This window comes from Marinithermofilum abyssi (assembly GCF_014641195.1).
Taxonomy (GTDB): domain Bacteria; phylum Bacillota; class Bacilli; order Thermoactinomycetales; family DSM-45169; genus Marinithermofilum; species Marinithermofilum abyssi.
The window spans coordinates 62,581-86,194 of record NZ_BMHQ01000003.1 but is presented as its reverse complement, the minus strand read 5'-3'; the positions used below and the strand labels follow the sequence as shown (position 1 = coordinate 86,194).

Annotated in this window: 23 protein-coding genes; 5 read left to right on the top strand and 18 right to left on the bottom strand. The window is 52.4% G+C overall.

The features are described 5' to 3' along the window. Positions 1-6: 6 nt before the first annotated feature. The 3 genes from mce to IEW70_RS04800 form a co-directional block, all read right to left on the bottom strand. Positions 7-435, bottom strand: coding sequence for a methylmalonyl-CoA epimerase (gene mce, locus IEW70_RS04810; RefSeq protein WP_229751831.1), 429 nt, complete (start codon positions 433-435; stop codon positions 7-9). After that, positions 432-842: a cobalamin B12-binding domain-containing protein gene (locus IEW70_RS04805; RefSeq protein WP_188646802.1), complete on the bottom strand. Its 411-nt coding sequence runs from the start codon at positions 840-842 to the stop codon at positions 432-434. Before IEW70_RS04805 ends, mce begins: the two co-directional genes overlap by 4 nt. Positions 843-956: 114 nt before the next feature. Then, positions 957-2,609, bottom strand: a complete 1,653-nt coding sequence (locus IEW70_RS04800) for an acyl-CoA mutase large subunit family protein (RefSeq protein WP_188646801.1) — start codon at positions 2,607-2,609, stop codon at positions 957-959. 152 nt (positions 2,610-2,761) lie between these two features. Here IEW70_RS04800 and prli42 point away from each other — a divergent pair, with 152 nt between their 5' ends. From prli42 to IEW70_RS04785, 3 genes are all read left to right on the top strand, one after another. Further along, positions 2,762-2,857, top strand: coding sequence for a stressosome-associated protein Prli42 (prli42, locus tag IEW70_RS04795; RefSeq protein WP_188646800.1), 96 nt, complete (start codon positions 2,762-2,764; stop codon positions 2,855-2,857). Positions 2,858-2,980: 123 nt separating this feature from the next. Further along, positions 2,981-3,151, top strand: a complete 171-nt coding sequence (locus IEW70_RS04790; protein WP_188646799.1) for a hypothetical protein — start codon at positions 2,981-2,983, stop codon at positions 3,149-3,151. 112 nt (positions 3,152-3,263) lie between these two features. Then, entirely contained in the window at positions 3,264-3,956 is a 693-nt protein-coding gene (locus IEW70_RS04785) for a DUF421 domain-containing protein (protein ID WP_229751830.1), read from the top strand. Positions 3,957-4,061: 105 nt separating this feature from the next. On the opposite strand, the gene IEW70_RS04780 is transcribed toward IEW70_RS04785, so the two are convergent. The 8 genes from IEW70_RS04780 to IEW70_RS04745 form a co-directional block, all read right to left on the bottom strand. Further along, complete coding sequence (locus IEW70_RS04780) at positions 4,062-5,378, bottom strand: dihydrolipoamide acetyltransferase family protein (RefSeq protein ID WP_188646797.1); 1,317 nt, start codon at positions 5,376-5,378, stop codon at positions 4,062-4,064. A 44-nt stretch (positions 5,379-5,422) separates the two neighbouring features. Further along, positions 5,423-6,406 (bottom strand): alpha-ketoacid dehydrogenase subunit beta, encoded by a 984-nt coding sequence (locus tag IEW70_RS04775; protein ID WP_188646796.1) that lies wholly within the window; start codon positions 6,404-6,406, stop codon positions 5,423-5,425. 12 nt (positions 6,407-6,418) lie between these two features. Further along, positions 6,419-7,411 carry a thiamine pyrophosphate-dependent dehydrogenase E1 component subunit alpha gene (locus IEW70_RS04770; RefSeq protein ID WP_188646795.1) on the bottom strand — a complete coding sequence of 331 codons (993 nt, stop codon included), beginning with the start codon at positions 7,409-7,411 and terminating at the stop codon, positions 6,419-6,421. Between the two features lie 150 nt (positions 7,412-7,561). After that, positions 7,562-8,986 carry a dihydrolipoyl dehydrogenase gene (gene lpdA, locus IEW70_RS04765; protein ID WP_188647061.1) on the bottom strand — a complete coding sequence of 475 codons (1,425 nt, stop codon included), beginning with the start codon at positions 8,984-8,986 and terminating at the stop codon, positions 7,562-7,564. Beyond that, the gene (gene buk / locus IEW70_RS04760; protein ID WP_188646794.1) at positions 8,979-10,091 is read right to left on the bottom strand and encodes a butyrate kinase; all 1,113 of its coding nucleotides are present in this window, start codon (positions 10,089-10,091) and stop codon (positions 8,979-8,981) included. The genes lpdA and buk overlap by 8 nt, the downstream gene beginning before the upstream one ends. 19 nt (positions 10,092-10,110) lie before the next feature. Further along, on the bottom strand, positions 10,111-11,211 hold the full coding sequence (locus IEW70_RS04755; protein ID WP_188646793.1) for a Glu/Leu/Phe/Val family dehydrogenase: 1,101 nt from the start codon (positions 11,209-11,211) through the stop codon (positions 10,111-10,113). 12 nt (positions 11,212-11,223) lie between these two features. Next, positions 11,224-12,144 (bottom strand): phosphate butyryltransferase, encoded by a 921-nt coding sequence (gene ptb / locus IEW70_RS04750; RefSeq protein ID WP_268234830.1) that lies wholly within the window; start codon positions 12,142-12,144, stop codon positions 11,224-11,226. A 256-nt stretch (positions 12,145-12,400) separates the two neighbouring features. Beyond that, positions 12,401-14,497, bottom strand: coding sequence for a sigma-54 interaction domain-containing protein (locus IEW70_RS04745; protein ID WP_188646792.1), 2,097 nt, complete (start codon positions 14,495-14,497; stop codon positions 12,401-12,403). Between the two features lie 127 nt (positions 14,498-14,624). On the opposite strand from IEW70_RS04745, the gene IEW70_RS04740 reads away from it, so the two are divergent. Then, positions 14,625-14,900, top strand: coding sequence for a DUF2627 family protein (locus IEW70_RS04740; RefSeq protein ID WP_188646791.1), 276 nt, complete (start codon positions 14,625-14,627; stop codon positions 14,898-14,900). A 302-nt stretch (positions 14,901-15,202) separates the two neighbouring features. Here IEW70_RS04740 and IEW70_RS04735 read toward each other — a convergent pair whose 3' ends face one another. After that, on the bottom strand, positions 15,203-15,382 hold the full coding sequence (locus IEW70_RS04735) for an H-type small acid-soluble spore protein (RefSeq protein WP_188646790.1): 180 nt from the start codon (positions 15,380-15,382) through the stop codon (positions 15,203-15,205). A gap of 154 nt (positions 15,383-15,536) precedes the next feature. Here IEW70_RS04735 and IEW70_RS04730 point away from each other — a divergent pair, with 154 nt between their 5' ends. Then, complete coding sequence (locus IEW70_RS04730; RefSeq protein ID WP_188646789.1) at positions 15,537-16,643, top strand: M24 family metallopeptidase; 1,107 nt, start codon at positions 15,537-15,539, stop codon at positions 16,641-16,643. A gap of 72 nt (positions 16,644-16,715) precedes the next feature. Here IEW70_RS04730 and IEW70_RS04725 read toward each other — a convergent pair whose 3' ends face one another. The 6 genes from IEW70_RS04725 to recN form a co-directional block, all read right to left on the bottom strand. Next, a complete protein-coding gene (locus IEW70_RS04725; protein WP_188646788.1) occupies positions 16,716-17,546 on the bottom strand; it encodes a hypothetical protein in 831 nt (276 codons plus the stop codon). Beyond that, entirely contained in the window at positions 17,543-18,220 is a 678-nt protein-coding gene (locus tag IEW70_RS04720; RefSeq protein WP_188646787.1) for a glycosyltransferase family 2 protein, read from the bottom strand. Before IEW70_RS04720 ends, IEW70_RS04725 begins: the two co-directional genes overlap by 4 nt. A gap of 27 nt (positions 18,221-18,247) precedes the next feature. Further along, on the bottom strand, positions 18,248-19,405 hold the full coding sequence (gene steA, locus IEW70_RS04715) for a putative cytokinetic ring protein SteA (RefSeq protein WP_188646786.1): 1,158 nt from the start codon (positions 19,403-19,405) through the stop codon (positions 18,248-18,250). 126 nt (positions 19,406-19,531) lie between these two features. Beyond that, the gene (spo0A, locus tag IEW70_RS04710; RefSeq protein WP_188646785.1) at positions 19,532-20,302 is read right to left on the bottom strand and encodes a sporulation transcription factor Spo0A; all 771 of its coding nucleotides are present in this window, start codon (positions 20,300-20,302) and stop codon (positions 19,532-19,534) included. Positions 20,303-20,431: 129 nt separating this feature from the next. Further along, positions 20,432-21,751: a SpoIVB peptidase gene (gene spoIVB / locus IEW70_RS04705; protein ID WP_188646784.1), complete on the bottom strand. Its 1,320-nt coding sequence runs from the start codon at positions 21,749-21,751 to the stop codon at positions 20,432-20,434. A gap of 168 nt (positions 21,752-21,919) precedes the next feature. Continuing rightward, entirely contained in the window at positions 21,920-23,614 is a 1,695-nt protein-coding gene (recN, locus tag IEW70_RS04700; protein ID WP_188646783.1) for a DNA repair protein RecN, read from the bottom strand.

Here is a 23,614-nt window from a genome sequence, read left to right as displayed (position 1 = left end):
TATGGGTTATTCATCGCGTGCTTGAGATTGACACAGCTCGTACAAAACTCCCTGGGTCGATTTGGGGTGAAGGAAGGCGATGCGAGAACCGTGCGCCCCCCGTTTCGGCTGCTCGTGAATCAAGCGAATACCGTTTTGCGACAGGTACTCCAAGTTCTCTTCGATCGCTTCCACCCGCAAGGCGATATGATGGATTCCCTCCCCTTTCTTCTCCAAAAACCGGGCAATCGGACTTTCCGGTGAAGCCGGCTCCAGGAGCTCGATGTTGGTCTCCCCAATCCGGAGAAAAGCGACCCGTACCTGTTCCGTTTCCACTTCTTCCATTCCTTTCAGCTCCAGACCCAAAACTCGGGTATACAGCGGAAGGGCCTCTTCCAAACTGCGGACGGCAATCCCGATATGATCGATTTGGCTGGGGGAAATGGGTCCCTTCATCGGCTCCTCTTCCTCTCTTTGACCGCTTTCCGGACAAACTCCGCCGTCTCCTTCGTCGATGTGCCCGGGGTAAACACTTTGGCGATCCCTTGCTGCTCCAAAAAAGGGATATCGTTTTGCGGAATCACTCCACCGGCAACCACCAAGATATCGTCGGCTCCCTCTTCTTTCAACAAGCGCATCACCTCGGGAAACAGCTCATTGTGGGCGCCCGACAGACAAGACAGACCGATCACATCCACATCCTCCTGTATCGCCGTAGCCACAATTTGTGCAGGGGATTGGCGCAGACCGGTATAAATCACTTCCATGCCTGCATCCCGAAGGGATTGGGCAATCACCAGCGCACCCCGGTCATGTCCGTCCAAACCCGGTTTGGCCACCAATACACGTATGGGCCGATTCATTTTTCTCCACCCCTTGCTATTTTTTTGTATCAGCTTCATTTTCCTCCTGCAATGGCGAAAAGCTCGCGGGGAAATGATTCCGCTGTCCAAACACTGCTGATGATTCCTATTGAATTAAACCGCCTGATACTCCCCAAACACTTCCCGCAAGGCATGGCAAATCTCGCCCACGGTAGCATAAGCTTTTACTGCATCGACGATGGCGGGCATCAGGTTATCGGACCCCGCCGCCCGTTGTTTCAGCTCCGTCAAAGCGTACTCCACTTGTTGGGAGTCCCGCTTTTGCCGGAGGGCTTGTAAGCGAGCCACTTGTTCCCTGGCCAGTGCCGGGTCCACTTTATACAGCTGCGGCTCTTTTTCGTGGTCCAATCGGAACCGGTTCACTCCAACCACCACTTCTTCGCCGGTTTCGATCCTCCTCTGCGTTTCCAAGGCCGCCTGATGGATCTCTCGCTGCATAAAACCTTGTTCCACCGCGGCCACGGCCCCACCCATTTCATCGATCCGTTCAATGTATTCCAACGCTTTCGCTTCCATGTCGTCGGTGAGGCTCTCTACAAAGTAAGACCCGCCCAGTGGATCCACCGTGTAGGTGATACCGCTTTCAAAAGCGAGTATTTGTTGAGTGCGAAGAGCGATACGCGCAGACTCTTCTGTCGGCAGCGCCAGCGCTTCATCCCGGGCGTTGGTATGGAGGCTTTGGGTCCCCCCGAGCACCGCCGCCAGCGCTTGCAGCGTGACGCGAACGATATTGTTGTCCGGTTGCTGGGCCGTCAGGGTGGATCCGCCTGTTTGGGTATGAAAACGGAGCTGCAAGGAACGAGGATCTTTCGCCCCGAAACGCTCCTTCATGATGCGGGCCCACAGCCGGCGTGCCGCCCGGAATTTGGCCACTTCTTCGAAAAAGTGATTGTGCGCGTTAAAGAAAAAGGACAATCGCGGCGCAAACCGGTCCACGTCCAACCCGGCCTTCCGTGCCGCTTCCACGTAAGCAATCCCATCGGCCAGTGTAAACGCCACTTCCTGAACGGCGGTCGAACCGGCTTCGCGAATATGGTAGCCGCTGATGCTGATGGTATTCCACTTCGGCACCTTTTCGGCACAATAGGCGAAAATATCTGTGATTAGACGCATGGACGGCTGAGGCGGAAAAATGTATGTGCCCCGGGCGATATATTCCTTTAAAATATCATTTTGAATCGTACCGGTCAGCTTCTCCGGCGGGACCCCTTGCTTTTCCCCCACAGCGATATACATCGCCAGCAGAATCGATGCCGGCGCATTGATGGTCATGGAAGTGCTGACCTTATCCAAAGGGATTCCGGCCAGAAGACGCTCCATATCCTCCAGGGAGTCAATCGCCACCCCCACCTTGCCCACTTCTCCCTGGGCCATGGGGTCGTCGGAGTCATAACCGATCTGGGTTGGCAGATCGAAGGCAACGCTCAATCCGGTTTGCCCCTGTTCCAACAGATAGCGGAACCGACGGTTCGTTTCATCAGCGGATCCAAATCCCGCATACTGACGCATCGTCCAATGGCGGGAACGGTACATCGTCGGCCGGATGCCGCGGGTATACGGATACTCCCCCGGGAAACCGATTTTCTCCAATTCTGCCGAGGTCATAGTCGGCGGTGTATAGAGCCGTTTCACCGGAATACCTGACAACGTTTCAAACCGGTCCCGCTGTTCCGGATATTTTTTCAGCAGTTCCCGCGTTTTTTCTTCCCATTCTTTATAAAGCTCTGAAAATGATTTCTCTGCCATGGTCTCCCTCCCGCATCCCATCCAGGATAAATAGAAGCTTCACACTTTTTAATATATCAAAAATCGCCGTCGTTGTCGGGGTTTTCACGGAATCTCACCCGATTGGACATCTGCCCGGACCTCCGATACAATAGACCGAGAGGTGATGGATTATGCAACCGACCTGGGTACGTGCCATTGTATATCTCATTATTTTCACTCTGGTGATAACGACATTAATCCTGGGCAGCGGACCGTTGTTCATGTAATCTTAAAAAAACCTTGCCATTTCCCGATGAAACCGTTTGAGTTTTTCCCTGAAAATTGATTATACTGTAAAATGGGTAGTCCGACGGAATAGTTATCACGCATCGAAAGCGGGTGAATGGCAAATGTACATGACGGTCATCATGATTTTGGTCAGCGCCCTGTCCTTCTGGGGAGCGATGTACAACAAAAAAACCGGCAACACCCCTGGCTTTATCATCGGTGGACTCTTTTCTCTGACCTTGATTGGTGTTACCTTGATCGCCATTTATGATGAATTAATCGGTATTCAGTAACCCTGGTTGTGAAACGGCTTTCCTGAATGGAGAGCCGTTTTTTCTTTGGGTTTATCCCGAGGGATTCCCGCCGATAATGGGGAAAGACCCTTGGGAAAGGAGTTCCGACTCTGTGTTTGAAATCATTTGGAAAACGTTCATCATGTTCATATTGACCGTGGCTGTCATCCGTACCATTGGAAAATCGGCCATCGTTCAGTTGACGCCTTACGACTTGGTAGCCATCGTGATCATCGGCACTGTCGCCGCCGAGCCGCTGATCAGCACCGAGATCGGGCCTTCGATCCTCACCTTGGGAGTACTCACGGTGATGTACCTCCTTTTTGCCCAACTCACGCTGCACCATGTAGGCAACAGCCTTTTTCTCGGAAAGCCCACCATCCTTATCAAAAAAGGAGAGATCGTTGAGGATCACCTGGAAAAAAACCATGTTTCCGTCTCCCAATTGTTGGCCACGTTGCGGGCCAGCGGCTACCCCGACGTAAGCAAGATCGATTATGCCATCCTGGAGCCCATCGGCCAGATCAGCATCATTCCCAAACCGGAAATAACACCTTTGTCAGCCAAAGACATCGGATTGGAACTGCCTTATGAAGGGCTGCCGATCGCGGTCATCGTAGACGGACAAATCCAGAAGCACAACCTTCGTATAATTGACCGGGATGAACAATGGCTGGACCAACAATTGAAAAAACAAAACGTCCAAGACACCCGCCGCGTTCTCTATGCTTTTAAGAAGGAAAACCAGGAAGACCTGATCATCAGCCTGCGACAGCCGCATAAACTGCCAAACGAGTGGATATGAGGGCAACAAAAGAACCCCGACTTTTAGCTCGGGGTTTTCTGTTGAGGTGATGGATTGGACTGCATATACCCGCACGGGAAATCTTCAGCTGGAACATGAGCGGCTTCAGATCTGTGTGTCCGGACCGTATGCTTCCAAGCGTTCTTTGACGCGCTGCAGGAAGCGGCCGGCCATCAATCCGTCGAGGATACGGTGATCCAGAGACAGACACAGATTGACCAAATCCCGGACGGCGATCATGTCCTGATGGATGACCGGCTGTTTCACGATCGATTCCATCGAGATAATCGCCGCTTGCGGATAGTTGATGATCGGCTGGGAAGCGATGCTGCCGAAGGAGCCCGTATTGTTGACGGTGAAGGTACCCCCTTGCAGATCTTCCATGGTCAGCTTACCAGCACGGGTCTTTTCCGCCAGGTTGTGGATCGCCTTGGCCAAACCCAGGATGCTCTTTTCATCGGCATCGTGGATAACCGGCACATACAAGGCATCTTCCGTCGCCACAGCGATGGAGATATTGATCCGTTTTTTGAGAATGATCTTATCCCCGCCCCAGACAGAGTTGAGATACGGAAACTCCTTCAGGGAGTCCACCACGGCTTTGATGAAGAAAGGCAAATAGGTCAGGCTGATCCCTTCCCGTTGTTTGAAGTCATCCTTGATCTTTTTCCGCAGCTGGACAAGGCCGGTGACATCCGCTTGCACCATCGTCCAAGCGTGGGGAGCTTCGTGTTTACTGGTCACCATCCGCTGGGCAATGGTGCGACGAACGGTGGAAACCGGCACTTCTTCATCTCCCGGCTCGACGGAGACGCCGGGGGCCGCCGGCTTCTGTGCGGCAGGCTGTGCTGCTTTTTCTTGTGCCGGTGCTGCTGCAGCAGGTTTCTCTTCCTTGGCTGGTTGGGCTTTTTCCACCGGAGCAGGCAGCGGGCCTTCTTCAATTATCCGGAGAATGTCTTTTCGGGTGATCCGGCCGCCTTTACCGGTCCCCTGGACTTGTTCCAGATCGATGTTATTTTCCTGTGCTAGGCGCAATACCGCCGGAGAATAACGCCGCTTCATGGAGGTGTCCCCTTGCTCCGCCGGTTGATCCGCTTTTTTCGGCGTTTCGCTGGGTTCCGTATCAGCCTGGGCGGCAGGAGCTTCCTCTTTCTTCGTTTCGCCGTTATCCTGGGCAGCTCCGCCTTCCTCTTCGATGCGGCAGATCAACTGGCCCACTTCGATGGTGGCACCCTCTTCCGCGATCAGCTCGGTCACGGTTCCGCTGACGGTGGCCGGAACTTCCGCATTCACTTTATCTGTGGCGACTTCACACAACGGCTCGTATTTGGAAACGGAGTCGCCCGGTTTCTTCAACCACTTCGTAATCGTACCTTCTGTTACACTCTCCCCAAGCTGGGGCATTGTCACGTCTGTTGCCATGCTGCTGAATCTACCTCCTTCATCCTCAGGTGGGTCCTGTGGTGTTAAAACTCTGCCAATTCACGGATGGCATTCGCCACTTTTTCCGGGTTCAACATAAACTCTTTCTCCAACGGCGGGCTGTAGGGCATCGCCGGGACATCCGGGCCTGCCAACCGCCGGATCGGGGCATCCAGTTCAAAGAAGGCTTCCTGGGCGATGATGGCAGATACCTCACCACCGACGCCGCCGGTCAGGTTGTCTTCATGGACGATCAACACTTTCCCCGTTTTGGACGCAGCTTCCAAAATGGCTTCCTTATCCAGCGGCAGGAGGGTCCGCAGGTCCAGCACATGTACGCTGATTCCCTCTTTTTCCAGCTGTTCGGCTGCTTTCAACGCAAAGTGGAGCGTCAATCCGTAGGAAATCACCGTCACATCGGTTCCTTCCCGTTTCACTTCCGCTTTGCCGATCGGCACCGTGTAATCCTCGTTCGGCACTTCGCCTTTGATCAAGCGGTAGCACCGTTTATGCTCAAAGAACAGCACAGGATCTTCATCCCGGATCGCGCTTTTCAAAAGCCCCTTCACATCGTAAGGAGTCGAAGGAGTGACCACTTTCAATCCCGGCACACAGGTAAACATCGCTTCCACACTCTGAGAGTGATAAAGGGCTCCGTGAACGCCGCCGCCGTAAGGAGCGCGCACCACCATCGGACAGTGCCAGGCATTGTTGGATCGGTACCGCATTTTGGCGGCCTCGCTGACGATCTGGTTGACTGCCGGCATGATAAAGTCGGCAAACTGGATCTCCGCCACAGGACGCATTCCATAGCAAGAAGCTCCCACAGCCACTCCGGCGATGGCCGATTCCGTCAGAGGGGTATCCAGCACACGCTGTTCGCCGAACTCTTCAATCAACCCGTTGGTTGCGCGGAATACACCTCCCCGGACACCGACGTCCTCACCCAGCACAAATACTTTTTCGTCCCGCTGCATTTCTTCCCGCAGGGCTTGGGTCACTGCATCGATATAGGACATTACCGGCATCTCTTTCTCCTCCTATTCCGCGTATACATGGGTATAAGTCTCTTTCGGATCCGGATAAGGAGCCTGCTCCGCGTATTCCGTGGCATCATCCACTTCCTTGGTGACCGCGTCGTTGATCTCCTTCTCCTTCTCTTCTGTTAAAATTCCGCTATCCTGCAGGTATTTTTTGAATTGGACCAGAGAGTCCTTTTTCCGGGCCTCTTCCACTTCTTCCTTCTGCCGATAGGCACGGTCATCATCGTCACTGGAGTGCGGGACCAACCGATACGAGGTCGCTTCGATTAGGGTGGGTCCTTCCCCTTTCACCGCCCGCTCCCGGGCCGTCCTGACCGCTTCAAACACTTTGAGCGGATCGTTGCCGTCCACTTCCACACCCGGAATTCCGTAGCCCTGGGCACGGGCAGCCACACTGCCTCCGGCCACCTGTTTTTCCACCGGGACGGAGATGGCGTATTTGTTGTTTTCCACCATGACGATCACCGGCAGATTGTGTACACCGGCAAAATTGAGCCCTTCGTGGAAATCTCCCTGGTTGCTGGAACCTTCCCCGAACGAGGTCAGCGCCACATGATCTTTTTTCTCCATTTTAGCGGCCAGCGCCACACCCACGGCGTGCAACATTTGCGTGGTTACCGGGCTGGAACCGGATATGATCCGGAAGCGGCGATCTCCATAGTGACCCGGCATTTGACGTCCGCCGCTGTTGGGATCTTCCGCTTTGGCAAAGGCGGACAACATCTGATCCCGCGCCGTTTGACCGAATACCAATACCATGCCCAAGTCGCGATAATAGGGGCAAAGCCAGTCTTTTTCCTTATCAAGGGCAAAAGCCGCTCCCACCTGAATGGCTTCCTGTCCTTGACAGGAAATGACGAAGGGGATCTTTCCCGCCCGGTTTAACAGCCACATCCGTTCATCAATTTTCCGCGCAAGCAGCATGTATCGATACATGTCCAGCACTTGTTCATCGGTCAAACCAAGGGCCTCATGTCTGGATTTCCCCATGTTGGGTTCCCTCCGATCTCTGATGAGATAATTGTCCAAAGCTTGTTGCATTCGGATACTACCTTTCCATCACAGCAGTTGTTTCCCCTGCTCGTTCTCTTGACGATTCCAAGGAACTCGCGGGGAAACCACTCGCATCCTCATCCGATATTAAGAATGGATTGCTTTTCCTTCTACTGCCATGGCCACTTCGCCGTACACTTCGGACAGGGTAGGATGAGGATGGATCGTCTGTCCGATCTCCCAGGGTGTCGCATCCAATACTTTCGCCAATCCCGCTTCGGAAATCATGTCGGTGGCATGAGGACCGATGATGTGGACACCCAAGATATCGTCGCTCTTGCTGTCGGCCACCAATTTGATAAAGCCGTCCACTTCGCCGAAAACCAAGGATTTTCCAATGGCTCTAAAGGGGAATTTTCCCACTTTGACATCATATCCCTTTTCCTTGGCCTCTTCCTCCGTCCAGCCGATGCTGCCGATCTCTGGACGACTGTAGGTACAGCGGGGCACCATCGTCGGATCGATCGGGTGAACCTCTTTTCCATTCATGTGTTCCACTGCCAGTATCCCTTCATGGGAAGCCACATGGGCCAGCTGATAACCGCCGACGACATCCCCGATGGCATAGATATGGGACTCAGCAGTCTGCATATATTGGTTCACCTGGATATAGCCCTTCTCCGTTTGAATGGAGGTGTTTTGCAGGCCGATATCTTCCGTATTGGGTTGGCGGCCGACGGAAACCAATACCTTCTCCGCTTTTAGGCTCACTTTTTCGTCGCCTTTTTCCGCTTCCAGCGTTACCGTTCCATCCCCTTTTTGGACAGACTCTGGCAACACTTTCGTCCCGGTCAACACTTTGACTTTCCGCTTTTTCAAGAGGCGAGTCATTTCTTTGCTGACATCGGGATCTTCAAAAGGAAGAATCCGATCGGCAAATTCTACGACCGTTACGTCTACACCGAAATCATTCAACATGGACGCCCATTCGATCCCGATCACACCGCCGCCGACGATTACGATCGACTTGGGCAGCTCTTCCATTTCCAAGGCGTGGTCGGAGCTCATCACATACTCTCCGTCAATGTCCAGCCCTGGCAACGTACGCGGACGGGAACCGGTCGCGATCAGCACAAACTGAGGTACCAGCATCTGGTTTTCTTCTCCATTGCCTTTTTCCACAGAAATGGTGCCCGGTAACGGGGAAAAGATCGATGGACCCAGGATCCGCCCATATCCTTCATATACATCCACGCTGTTTTTCTTCAGCAATCCCTGAACACCTTTGTGCAACTGGTCCCTAACTTTATTCTTCCGGTTTTGTACCAGCTTCATATCCAGCTGCACATCCCCCACGGTAATGCCATAGTCCTCAGAGCGCTTCATATCGTGATACAATTCCGCACTCCGCAACAGGGACTTGGAGGGAATGCATCCCTTGTGCAGACAAACGCCCCCCACTTTTTCCTTCTCCACCACAGCTACTTTCATTCCCAGCTGGGCAGCCCGGATGGCGGCCACATAGCCGCCCGGACCCGCTCCCAGCACAACGAGATCATAGTTTTCAGCTATTGGTCCCCACTCCTTTTAGTACTTCTGCCGACGGATATACCAACGGCTCTTCTTCTCCGCGAATCACCCGCAATGCTCCTTCCGCCAGGGCCTGCAATTCGTTTTCCCCTGGAACGACATGAACCGGGGCAATCCAAGAAACCCGTTTTTTAATCTGGGAAGTAAACATCTCTCCATAGGCCAATCCGCCGGTCAGGATAATTCCGTCAACTTCTCCTTCCAAAACGGAGGCGTAAGCACCGATTTCTTTGGCTACCTGGTAAGCCATCGCATCATACACGAGTTTGGCCTGCTCGTCTCCTTTTTTGATGCGTTCCTCTACCTCCCGGGCGTCGGTGGTTCCAAGATACCCCATCATCCCCCCGCGGCCAACGATTTTTTTCATAATTTCACTGAAAAAAAACTTACCGGAGTAGCTGAGGGCCACCAGATCCCCGACAGGGATGGTTCCGGCGCGCTCCGGGGAGAAAGGCCCTTCCCCGTGCAAGCCGTTGTTTACATCCACCACCCGACCCTTTTTGTGTGCACCGACAGTGATGCCGCCCCCCATGTGAGCGATTACAAAGTTCACATCAAAATAGGTTTTTCCCAGTTTGGAAGCCACCCGTCTGCCCACGGCCTTCTGGTTGAGGGCGTGGAAAATGCTCCGCCGTTCAATTTCCGGCACACCGGAAATCCGGGCGATGGGGTCCAACTCATCCACTACCACGGGATCGACAATAAAAGCCGGGATGTTGAGGCTCGAGGCAATTTCCTGGGCAATAGCGGCTCCCAGATTGGACGCATGTTCCCCATACCGGCAGGAGCGCAAATCTTCCAGCATCGCTTCATTAACGACATAGGTGCCGCCGGGGATGGGCCGTAGCAATCCGCCGCGGCCCACCACAGCTTTGAGTCGGGTCAAATTGATGCCCGCTTTGTCCAAGGTATCCAGAATCAACTGTTTGCGAAAAGGATATTGATCGAACAACGCGGGGTATTTGGCCAGCTCATCCACGTCGTGCCGCAACGTCTCTTCCAGGATCGGTTTTTCGTCATCAAATACGCCGATTTTCGTCGATGTGGAACCGGGATTTATCGCCAAGACCCGAATCGCTTCTCGCACGTCATCCACTACCTTCCTGTTAACGAACTGTCATGTTCAGGATGTTTCGCTCATTTTGCAAGAAAGAACTACGAGAGTTCCGCATCGTCGCAATCCGCTCTTCTGCCATCCGATCTGCAGCTTTGTGGCTGGAGATATTGTCCCGTTTGGCGATTTCAAACACCTTCAGAATGGTGTCATAAATGCCTTCCACCTTCTTCATCGCCCGATCCCGGTTATAGCCCAACAGCTCGTCAGCCACGTTGATCACTCCGCCGGCGTTGATCACATAATCCGGAGCATAGACGATTCCTTTCTCCTTCAACAGGTCTCCATGCTCATCCTCTTTCAGCTGGTTGTTGGCGGAGCCTGCGATCACTTTGCACTTTAAGAGCGGAATCGTTTCTTCATTGATAATCGCACCCAAGGCACAAGGAGAGAAAATATCGCAATCCACTTCGTAGATCTTGTCAGGATCCACGGTTTCCGCACCGAAGTCACGAACGGCACGTTCCATATTTTCCTTATTGATGTCGGTAACGATCAGCTTGGCCCCTTCTTCGTGCAGATATTTGCACAAATGATAGGCCACACTCCCCACCCCTTGGACTGCCACCACTTTCCCTTGCAGGGAGTCATTACCGTAAGCCACTTTTGCAGCCGCTTTCATTCCTTTGTAACAGCCATAAGCGGTTACGGGAGACGGGTTGCCGCTGGATCCGAAGGCCGGAGAGATCCCGGTGACAAATCGGGTTTCTTCATGGATCAAATCCATATCTTCCACTGTGGTCCCCACGTCTTCCGCCGTGATGTACCGGCCGTTCAAGCCTTGGATAAACCGACCGAAGGCACGGAACATGGCTTCGTTTTTATCTTTTTTGGGGTCACCGATAATTACCGTTTTTCCCCCGCCAAGATTCAATCCGGCTGCGGCATTTTTGTAGGTCATACCGCGGGCGAGACGCAAGGCATCCACGATGGCGTCTTCCTCGGATTTGTACGTCCACATCCGGGTCCCGCCCAAGGCAGGACCCAATGTGGTATCGTGGATGGCGATAATCGCCTTCAATCCGGATTCTTTATCTTGGCAGAACACCAGCTGTTCATAATCGTACTTCTCCAGGTAATCGAAGATTTGCATAACCCATTCCTCCTATTTGCGCTTCTGGTAGTCTGCTTGCAGAACTGCCAGTGCGATGGAATTCATCTTCGCTTCCGGCGAATCGGCGCGGGAGGTGAGGACCACCGGTACGGCAGCACCCATGACGATCGCACCCAGACGCGCTTTGGCGAAGTAAGTGATGGATTTGTACAGCATGTTGCCCGCCTCGATATCCGGAACCAGCAGAATATCCGCTTTTCCTCCGACCGGGCTGTCAATCTTTTTGTGTTCTGCAGCAGCGACGGAGACAGCATTGTCCAAGGCAAAAGGCCCGTCGACAATCGCCCCTTTGATCTGACCGCGCCGGTTCATTTGTGCCAGCGCAGCCGCATCCAAAGTCGGCTGCATATTCGGGTTGACCACTTCTACGGCTGCCAGGGCAGCCACTTTGGGCTCCATTTCCCCTAGGGAATGGCACAGATCCACAGCATTCTCCACGATCTGCGCTTTTTCTTTGAGGCCAGGTGCCACGTTGAGGGCGGGATCTGTCACATGAATCAAATGATCGTATCCCGGAATTTCAAAGGTGGCGATATGGCTCAGCACTTTGCCGGTACGGAGCCCGTACTCCTTGTTTAAGATGGCCCGCAGGAAGTCGGCGGTATGCACCATCCCCTTCATCACCACGTCAGCTGCACCGTCCCGTACGGCTCGCACGGCATCAGCGCAGGCCGCTTGGGCACTCGGCTGATGGAACACTTCGCCGGATTCCAACGACAGCTTGATCTCTTCGGCGATTTCAAGGATCACTTCCTGATTCCCGAACAAACGGAAAGACGCGATACCCCGCCGCTTGGCTTCTGCTACTGCTTCCAACACTTCCCGGTCATCCGCCGCAGCGACGGCGACCGTAACCGGCTCCAACGATTCTGCTTTTTTTACAACTTCATCAAAATTGCGCAGCGTTTCCAATGTAAACACCTCAATTTTCCTAACGATACCTAATTCTTGATTTCCTTTATGATTTGCGGAATGGCCGGTCACCATGCAATAAAGCAAGGACCGTGCCAAACAAAAACATCGTTTCACAAAAAATCCTGTTAAGTGAATTTCCGTACGGAATAAGATCCATCGGTGAATCACTCGACCCAAGCACAACAAAGAAGCGTCTGCAAAATTCTGCAGACACCGTGATCGTTTTTTCCTGCAAAATTTTGCAGGGAAAAACTTAAGGCTTGGATACCGACGTGTCATTCCATCCCGAAGATTCACCCGTCAACTGATACTTTTCCATCTTGTAATACAAGTTGCGAACGGAGATGCCCAAGCGTTTGGCTGTCTCCGTTTTGTTGCCCTTGCATGCCTGAAATACCCGGCGGATGTGTTCTTTTTCCGCCCGGGCAACAACCTCTTGCAAGGAAGCATCTGCCTCTTCTTCTCCTGGCAGCCGCTTAATGACTGGGTCTGACACATTCAGCGGCGGCAAATGCTCTTTGCGCATCACCTGATCGTGAAATTCCATGGTGATCATTGCACGTCCCAGTATATTCTCCAATTCCCGGACGTTTCCGGGCCAATCATAGACCATTAAGACGCGGAGCGCATCCGGATGGATCTCGCGTACATTCCGTCCGTACTCTTGGTTGAACTTTTTGATGAGATGTAAAGAGAGAGCGTGCAAATCCCCTTTTCGTTCCCGAAGGGCCGGGATATGGATGGGCAGGACATTGAGACGGTAGTATAAATCTTCCCGGAAGCGGTTTTCCCGTATCGCTTTCTCCAAATCCACATTGGTAGCGGCAATCACGCGGACATCCACTGAAATGGGTTTGGTACCGCCAACGCGAACCACTTCTTTTTCCTGCAGCACCCGGAGCATCTTCGCCTGGGTGGAAGGCGACAGCTCTCCGATCTCGTCCAAAAAAATGGTTCCCCCGCTGGCTTCCTCGAACAACCCCCGTTTACCTCCACGCCGTGCTCCCGTAAAAGCTCCCTCTTCGTAACCGAAAAGCTCGCTTTCCAGCAAGGATTCGGACAGGGAAGCACAGTTGACTCGGACAAACTGGCGAAACTTCCGGTCGCTATCATGATGAATCGCATGGGCAAATAGTTCTTTTCCAGTGCCGGATTCTCCTCGCAACAGGACAGTCGCCCGGGTTTGCGCCCCTTGTCGTGCCTGCTCCAAAGCCAACCGCATCTCTTTGCTCTCTCCGATGATATCGGCGAAAGTGTATTTTGCCTCCAAGGTCCGAATAATCCGGCGGGCCCGTTCCAGCTCCTGATTCAACCGCTTGATTTCGGACATATCGTGGATGATGCCCACGCTTCCTTTTAACTCACCTTCCACGATAATCGGGGCCACATTGACGATGACGTCTTTACGGTGGGGGCCTACTTTCATAGGAACTCCCCGTACCGGCTTGCGGGTTTTCAACACCTGCATATGCATGCTGTCCCCTTCGGAAATATCCGTATCCGCTGGTTTCCCGATGACATCTTCCGGCTTCAGACCGGTCAAACGGGTGTATGCAGGGTTGATCAATACGCCCAGCCCCTGGGTATCGACCACGGATATGGCATCATCAGAAGAATCGATAATCGCCTGCAGTTGACTTTTCATATCCTTCAGGTCCGTCACCTGCTGCATCAGGGATTGAACCTCGGTGATATCCCGGAAAACAGCCACCGCTCCAATAATTCGACCTTCCTTGTCCACTACAGGTTCCCGGTTGGTGATAATCCGGATTCCGTTTGGCAACTCTTGCTCTTGGTTCAGTTCGGAAACCCCTGTGGCCAATACATAGTCCAATCGGGTGTTTGGAAGAACGGATTGAATCTCCTTTCCCGTCACATCGGAGGCACGAAGACCGATCAGGCGCTCAGCTGCCCGGTTAAGAAGGGTGATGTGGCCTGTGTGGTTGACTGCAATCATCCCGTCATGAGTCGAATTGAGAATGGTGTCCAGCTCTAATTGGCGTTGACGCCAGGCATCAAACCATTTCTCTTTCTCCTCAATCAATTGCATCATCACATTGGCCGCCGCTCCAGAAACCACCAACGTATTTCCTTCCGTCTGTCGGCACAACCGGTTATAGACGGACTTCTCACCGGTTACTTCCAGAATCACGTCCGGTTGTTTATTCAAAAAAACCGCCGCATCACTGCTTGTGGGTATACCCCGGCGTTCGGCCTCCAACAACGCCGGCGCCTGCGGATCGATATCCACCACACCGATCACTTCCACACGATCCATCTGCAGCAAGGTATGTAGCAGAGCGGTACCGCCCTTGCCGCCGCCTACGATAAGAAAGGATTTCCGTTTCATACAGACACCCCCTGTGCCATCCCCGTTCCTATCTTATCACAAGAGTTTGTTCAGAAGAGTCTATCGTTAACTGGCGCATTCGCAAAAAATCAGGTACCATGTTCACAGGAGAAAGGAAGGCGGTTTCATGATCTATCAACGGATTTTTGCGCTGGCCATCTTGTGCATCCCCGGTGCTGCCAGCATTTACGGATGGACATGGATGCGGGATATCTTTTTTGCCTCTTTTGCCGGACAGCCTTTTGATTGGCTTGCTTTTGCAGGTGCGCTGACCCTGTTTTTAGGCGGTCTCTTCTTTCTGGCAGGCTTTCTGTTTTACCGGGATGACAAAAACAACCTCATCCAGCCCATGTTGCGCCGGAAAAAGAAGCCCGCATCCCAAGAACCACAATCGAAAAACTGATCCAAAGAGTAAAAAAGCCCTTCTACCCGACGTCACAGATACCAATTTTGCCTTTCCACGATGGCCGAGGTGCGAGCAAAAGAAAAAGCCTGTGATGCACCCACGGGCATCCACAGGGCACAGGCCAACCTCGTCTCTTTCGCTCCAGGTCTTGATATGCTCGCTTTCTACCTCGGTCTCCCATCATAGCTGGGGACGTCGTTCAAGGCTCGCTCCTTAAGAGATGTGTTTTCTTTTTCGAAGACAGACTTTGTTACAGCAATGACCGGCTCCTTCGGAAGTCGGTTATCTTCATGCATTCTTTAATACTCTTCCAATTGCTCCACCGGTACGGTCTTTTCATTCTCCGGATGGGCCCGAGGATAAACACGTGCCGTTTCCGCGTCTTCATTCACTTGCTGGATCCATACCGGAACCCCGTCATGACGCACATCAATTTCTCGTGGAGACTCCAGAATCTGTTTTGCTCTCATCACATCCATACCATCCTACCTCCTTCCTATCCTATTTTTCATCCTTCGTCCAACGGGCCGAGATTATACCCGCTTGATGCAATCCATCTCGATGGAAAAACAGATGAGAATTTCCCTCTCCCGTGATACATTGGATATATCCGTCATACGAGGAGGAGATGGGATGAATGCGCGCCTGAGAAAGGTACAAACATGGCTTCGGGATAAAAACCTGGATGCCGCTTGTTTGACCACCCGTGCCAACATCTTTTACCTGACACAGTTTGACTGTGACCCCCATGAACGTTTGTTGGCCTTATTTGTCTTCCCTGATCTCGACCCATTTTTGGTGTGTCCGCAAATGGAAACTGCCCGCGTTCGGCAGGCGGGTTGGAGCTATCCTGTCATCGGTTACGGTGATGCCGACAATCCTTGGCCCATGATCGAGGAACAACTGTCCGTCTTGGATAAACGATCCGCTCCCTGCATAGCCGTGGAATCGGACCATCTCTCTTTTGAACGAGCCCAATCCCTCCAACGCTGTCTGCCTGCTCAAGCACAGCTGATCAACGCCGAGGGACTCCTTCAGCTGCGTGCCGTCAAAGATTCGGACGAGATTCAAGTGCTGGAAGAGGCTGCCGCACTGGCCGATTATGGCATAGAGGCAGGGATTCAGGCTCTTCGTGAAGGATGTACCGAAATGGAAATCGTGGCGGAAATCGAGTACGCCTTGAAGAAAAAAGGGGTACGGGAGATGCCTTTTTCCACCATGGTTCTTTTCGGCGAAAAAACCGGGGATCCTCACGGCACACCCGGATTTCGTCCTTTACAGCGGGGAGATGGGGTTTTATTCGATCTGGGCGTGGTTCACAATGGTTACTGCTCGGATATCACCCGCACAGTCTTTTTCGGGGAAGCAACCGAGGAGATGAAAAAAATCTACGAAACCGTGCTAAAAGCCCAAGAATCCGCATTAGCCCGATGCCAACCGGGGGTACCCATCGCCGAAGTGGACCTTGCCGCCCGCAGGGTAATCGAAGAAGCGGGTTACGGCCCTTATTTTCCTCATCGGATCGGCCATGGACTCGGAGTGGAGGTGCATGAGTATCCGTCCATGCACCAAAACAACAACACGTTGCTGCAGACAGGCATGACGTTTACGGTGGAACCGGGGATCTACATACCCGAAATCGGCGGGATCCGAATCGAGGATGATGTCGTGGTGTCCCCCGGTGGCCCGCGCTTGCTGACCCGGTTTTCCAAAGAGCTCCGGGTTGTTGATGCTAGTTAACCGATCCGAATCCGGAAATGTGGCGCTCCGTTTTCCCATCGATCCCCTGAGGGAAAAGGACGCCACCACATATTAAGGTTGCTTCCGCCCGAGGGCGTCCAAATACGCCATCCATCGATTCCTTTCGATCCATGCGGTGATGGAGCGTTTTTCGGCAAAGATATGTCCCCCCAGCAATAAAGCTACCAGGATCAAAGCCGTTCCGGTCGAAGTAGCGAGGGCCAACCACATCCCCAGTTGGATCCCCAACAAGTTAGATCCGCTGTCCCCCAACATCGCTTTCCCCGCCAAGTCCAACGGCCAATAGGCCAGAACCAGTCCCATTAACGGTGTGAACAGCCAGGCTTCATTTGGTGCCGTCCACAGAAGTGCCAACCCGAACAGCAAAAAAAACTTGAGACTGCGTCCCGGCCGCAAATCCAACAAATTGAGCCAATTGGTCATCATCGCGATCATCAAAGTATCCATCAGCCATTCAATCACGCCGCTGCTGGTGGCTGCTGCCGCCAATGCGGCGGCCATGCCGCCTCCCCAGGCTTTCATGGCTCCTGTCGTCCATGCTCCCTGTTTCCAGGAACGCCAGTGTCCTTTCCATCCTTTGGCGGACTTACTGCCGATGGTATCATCCATCCATCCGAGCAAACAAACCGTTAAGGAACTGACCAACATCATCAACAGAACCGGATACGTTGGATGATGATCACCCAAGAGCAGCAACAGGGGAACCCATCCGGTAAACAGGCCCCACATCAAACAAACCCCCATGCTGGCGGGCAATGCTTTCCCCTGGTAATTGCGGGCGACGATCCCATGCTGATTCAAAAAGGATAAGCCGGAAGGAAAAAGAAGCTTCCCCCACACGAAAAAAACCACCAGCAACAAGTAGGCCATCCATCCGTTCACGCCGGTTGCCTCCACAATCGAATCAACGTACCCAAAACGGCAAAAAACTGCTTTCCTCTATGAACAAAACCGGACCAATTCCGTCCGGTTTCCCGATGGTGCATAGGCAACGGGATTTCATGCACCCGGTATCCGGAGCGAAGAGCATGCACAGTTAATCCCAATTCCACTCCAAATCCTTGAGGAAAGCGCTCCATTCCCTCCAGTACTTCCCGCCGGATCCCGCGCTGTCCTGATAAAGCGGCTGTAAGAGTGGTACCTGTCAACCACTTGACTCCGGACCGCGCCAGTCCTTTGACCAGTCCGAATCCGCCTTTTTTTCTTGGAGAAGGAAAACGGGCAATGGTCATATCCGCATCACCAAACAAAATGGGACGGAGCAAGGATCCCGCCAATTTTGCATGTTCCTCCAAGTCTGCATCCAAAAACAGCAGGATTTCTCCTTCGGCACGACAGAGGCCGGTATACAAAGCCTCCCCTTTTCCGCGATTTTCCGGAAGCACAATCACCTGATCCGCATGTTTTCGCGCTATCCTGGCTGTTCCATCTTTGCTTCCATCATCTACGACAACAATTTCATGGACATGGGGAAGTTGTCGTACTGCTTTCAACGTCGTGGTCAACCGGTGTTCCTCATTGAAAGCGGGGATGATTACGCTGATTCTGTCTGCCATCAAACGACCCCTTTTCACGGGAAAATGTTATGGGAAATACCAAAGACGCAAACTGAGCCAGACCATCCTCAGCCAGGAATCATCGATGGTAAACGAGCCCGGCAATGCAGCCACAGCCATGGGTGCTGAGAAAACTGCCGCCCACAATGGAGCCTTGCGTCTTCTCTCCGTCTTCGGCGGATAAAAGTGACGGATCCCGCTGACATCCACCAACTTGCCGCCCACTTTTATCCGAGTCAGCAAGGTGCTTGCCATGCCATTTCGCCCTTTCTCCAAAAAGTCGATAATATGTGAATGGGTTCCCACTGCAATAATTCGTTCGGCCCCTTCTTGATCCGCCAGCAACAACGCAACATCCTCGCTGGTTCCCATTCCAGGCAGAATGTGAGCAGCCAATCCCAGTTTCTCCACTCGCTCCAATCCTGGTGCATCCCCATTGGGATACGCGTGAACAACCAGTTCAGCACCGGAACACAAGGCTTCGTCCGAAACAGAATCCATATCACCCACGATCACATCCGGTTTCCAGCCGCATTGCAAAAGAGCGTCTGCTCCTCCATCCACACCGATTAACACCGGGCGCTCGGCTTTGATGAAATGATAAATTGCTGCCAAATCTTCTTTATACCCGGTACCTCTGACAACCACCACTACCTGCTTTCCCTTCAGCTGGGTATACATCCCGGGTACGGCCAGCGGGCGCATAAACCATCGTTTCTCAGATACAGCATAGTGAAGCGTATTTTCCATAAATGCTACAACGGTCTGGTTGAAATGGGATTGTGTCTGATGGATTTTTTCCCACACCGTTTGGGCAGACAACCGCTCCCCTCGAACCACCGCTTGGGATTCCCCGACCTTCCCCACCCGATCATGATCCAGCCAGATACGATCTCCTTCTTGTAGCCGGCAAAAAATATCCGCTCCCGCTCGATCCACGACCGGAATCCCCGAACGGATCAAATAAGCCGCCCCTCTTGCGGGGTATACACCGCTAATGGATGAAGCTGCATTGATGACCGCACGCACCCTGTTTTCTACCAATTCTTCGGCAGCCACTTCATCCAGATCGGGATGATCAATGACCGCGATCTGACCGGGTTGAATTCTTTTTACTAAGCATTTGGTCCGGCGATCCATCACCACCGTCCCCGTTATTCGGTTAGTGCCCTGACCGAACCGCATCTGAGTCACCCGCCCGCTTCTTTGATGCTTTGTGGTTAGTATGAGTGGCGGGAGGGTTTGTCATACAAAGAAAAAACCGCCTGTTTGGAAAACAGACGGTGCTCCCATCAACATCAGTTGTTCCATTTACCCCACTTTGTGCTCAATCCGCAGCTTATCCGCCACCATGGCGATGAATTCGGAGTTAGTGGGTTTTGCTTTGCTTACGTTGATCGTATAACCGAACAATTTTCGGATGGATTCCATATTCCCCCGGCTCCAGGCAACCTCAATCGCATGGCGGATTGCCCGTTCCACCCGGCTGGGAGTGGTATTGTACTTATTTGCAATGCGGGGATACAGCGTTTTGGTAATGGCCCCCAATAGTTCCACTTCATTGTACACCATGGTGATGGCTTCCCGGAGGTACAGGTAACCTTTAATATGAGCCGGTACGCCGATCTCATGGATGACGTTGGTAATGTTGGCATCCAGGTTATCCCCTTTGCCTCCGCTGACAATGGCCTTTTTGGATGCGGAGACCGGCCGCCCCTGCATTTGCCGGATTCGATCCGTTAACACATCCATATCGAACGGCTTGAGTATGTAATAGGCCGCTCCCAGCTCCACTGCACGTTGGGTAATATTTTCCTGCCCAAAAGCGGTTAACATAATGATTTTCGGCATGGGATCTTCCCGCTGATTCAACTTCTCCAATACACCCAACCCATCTAAGTGGGGCATGATAATATCCAAAATCAACACATCCGGTTGTTTCCGCTCGAGCAGTTCCATCACTTCGTTTCCGTTATAAGCAACCCCGATCACTTCTATGTCATCCTGAGATGACAGATGTTCGCGCAACAGTTGTGCAAACTCGCGGTTGTCATCTGCCAAGATTACACGCATCTTCTCCAAAAGGGTACCCTCCTTGTATTTCTCCTTTTCTCCCGAACCGTTTATCGGTACTTGTTTAGTCATTCGACAATCCAAAAACGCATTCCTCCCTTTTCCCCCTGATTTTTTCTATAAATTACCGTTCGTTCTTTATAAAAAAGCGGGACCCTGCTGGCCCCGCGTCGGCATTACTTTGGCATCTTGCAACATCCATTCGATATAGGTTCCATAACCGGAAGAAGGATCATTGACAAACACATGCGTTACGGCTCCCGCCAATTTCCCGTTTTGAAGAATGGGACTCCCGCTCATCCCTTGTACAATCCCGCCCGTCTTTTTCAACAAACGAGGATCGGTTACTTTGATGATCAGACCTTTGGTAGCGGGGTATTTTTGTCGAATCAAATGCACGATTTCAATATCATATTTCTCCACTTTTTGTCCTTCCACTACTGTCAAAATTTGAGCCGGTCCTTCCTTTACTTCTTCCGCCAATGCCACAGGTACAGACTTCTGATACATTCCGCCTCCCGGGTGTCGATCCATATCCCCGAAAATACCAAACTGCGTATTCTGGGTAATATTTCCCAATTTCTGGTTTTCCTGAAAGAAAATCGCCCGCTTTTCACCCGGTTCTCCGGAAGCCCCTTTTTGGATCGAGGTCACATTGGAATGAACAATGGTTCCGTCACCGACAGCGATCGGCTGTCCGGTATCCATATCCGTGATGACATGCCCCAACGCTCCGTACTTTTTCCGCTCGGGATCATAAAAAGTTAAGGTGCCTACACCTGTAGCCGAGTTGCGAATATATAACCCGAGACGGTAACCGTGTTCCCGTTCATCAAACTCCGGCTTCAATGTCACTTTTTTACGTCGGCCATCGTGCAACAATTCAACACGAATGGATTGATCGGCTTCTCCGGCCTTTTGCGCAATAAAACCGACTTGATTCATGTCGCGTATAGGCTCACCGTTTATCGTGAGAATATAGTCCCCGATGTGAATATCCGCTTTTTCACCCGGAGAGGGCTCTCCCTCTTTTACCCGATGATGACCCACTACCAACATTCCTTGCGCCCGTAATTTCACACCAATCGATTGTCCGCCTGGAATCACGCGGATATCTGGCAAAATCTGCAGCCGGAACCGCTTAAAAGGAACTTTTCCGAACAGTTTCAAAGTCACCTGTGCCTGTCCCGTTTTTTTGGATGTCAGGATGAACGGTTCCTTCAAATTGACCCTTACGGGAAGATGCCCCTTCCCGTTGATCTCCACCAAATCGGGATTACTTGCAGAAACGGTCGCCGATGTCGGCAAAGACAGTCGAAGCGTTTTAAAGCTACCCGCAAACAGACGCATCTCCTTAGGGAAGGAAAAACACTGCTGAAATCCGGTGCTGGTTCCTCCCCAGACCAGTATGCACACCAGAAACAAACCCAGCCACTTTTTTAATTTTCTTTGCCCCACGCCGATCACTCTCCTGCGTTCCTGCCTACACCTCCACCTCGATGTCTCCATCGTATTTTTAAGGTATCCGCGGGCCTTGTTTTTATGTTACGCAAAAGATTCCTCGGTACGGGGAACAGCGGAGAAGATAAGAAAAAACCCCAACGACGATGTTGGGGAGGAAAACATCTACATCGCTTCCTTGGTTTCTTTTGCCAAGCGCAGCATCTCTCGTGCATGATCCCGTGTCGTGTCGGTCACTTCTACACCGCCCAGCATCCGGGCCAGCTCCACGGTCCGTCCGTCATCCGAAAGCAATTTGACGCGGGTGCGGGTTTTTTCCTCTTCTGTTTCCTTGAAAATGTGGAAATGAACATCGGCCATACAAGCCACTTGGGGCAAATGAGTGACACACAGCACCTGAGTATTGCGGGAAAGCTTAGCGATTTTCTCAGCGATCGCTTGGGCTGCGCGCCCACTAACACCCGTATCGATTTCATCAAAGATCAGAGTTTCCACCTGATCCACGTCGGAGAAAATCGTTTTTAATGCGAGCATGATGCGGGATAGTTCCCCGCCGGAAGCGATTCTTACCAAAGGTCTAAGCGGTTCTCCCCGGTTGGGAGAGATAAGAAACTCCACCCTGTCTTTCCCTGTGGCAGTGAATGCCGGTTCCCCCTCTATTTCGTTAAAGGAAACCGCAAAGCGAGTCCCGCTCATATTGAGATCATGCAGTTCTTTTTCCACTCGCTCCTCCAGCAAAGCAGCCGCTTCCTTGCGCAACGCAGACAGCTGATCGGCTTTTTCCTTCAAGGAGTGGAGAAGTTCCGCCCGTTCCTTTTCCAGGGTTTCTTTTTTTTCATCCCGATGTAAAAGCTCGTCCAGCTCTTGTTCCACCCGTTGACCATGAGCCAGAATTTCCGGGATGGTTTCCCCGTACTTTCGTTTCAGCTGGTCAATCACCTCAATACGCTCTTCCACTTGGGACAAGCGCCCCGGATCAAACTCCAAATCATCCTGATATCGCCCCAACTGACGGCTGGCTTCTTCCACCTGATAATAAGCAGACTGCACCATCTCCAAAACGGGCTTCAGAGAGTCATCATACTTCACTATCTCCTCCAGATCCCGTATCGCGCGGTTAATACATTCGGCACCTTGATTTTCGCCGTACAGGACCTGAAAGGCATCCGCTGCATTCTGAAGCAGCCGTTCTGCATGGGCAAGGCGGCTGTGCTCCTGTTCCAGATCGGCATCTTCTCCTTCCGTCAGTCGGGCAGCGGCGATTTCATCCCGCTGAAACTGCAGGAGATCGATGCGTTGAGCAATTTCTTTTTCATCCCGGGTAATCCGTTGCAATTCCTTATCCACATCTTGAAACCGGCGGTAAATCTGATGATATTCAGACCGCTTCTGCAACAGGGGGCCGCCGCCGAAGTGATCCAGCCATTCCAAGTGCTCTTCCACCTGAAGCAAAGACTGATGCTCATGCTGTCCATGGATGTCCAGGAGGGATTCTCCCACCTGCTTCAGCATGCCCAGCGTCACGATTTGACCATTGATTCGGCAGGTGCTTTTTCCACTGTGATGAATCTCCCGCCTTACGACGACTGTTCCGTCCATCGCATCCAAACCCAGCTCCGACATGTGCCGGCGTGCCGGATGTTCCTGTTTCAGATCAAACAGCGCTTCCACTTCCGCTTTCTTGGCTCCGTGCCTGACAAATTCTGCGGAACCGCGTCCGCCGACGACCAGACTAAGCGCATCAAACAGGATGGATTTCCCCGCGCCGGTCTCCCCGGTCAAGACATGAAATCCCTCATCAAAGGTGATATGCACTTGTTCGATAATCGCAAAATCGCGGATGGACAATTCCCGTAGCAT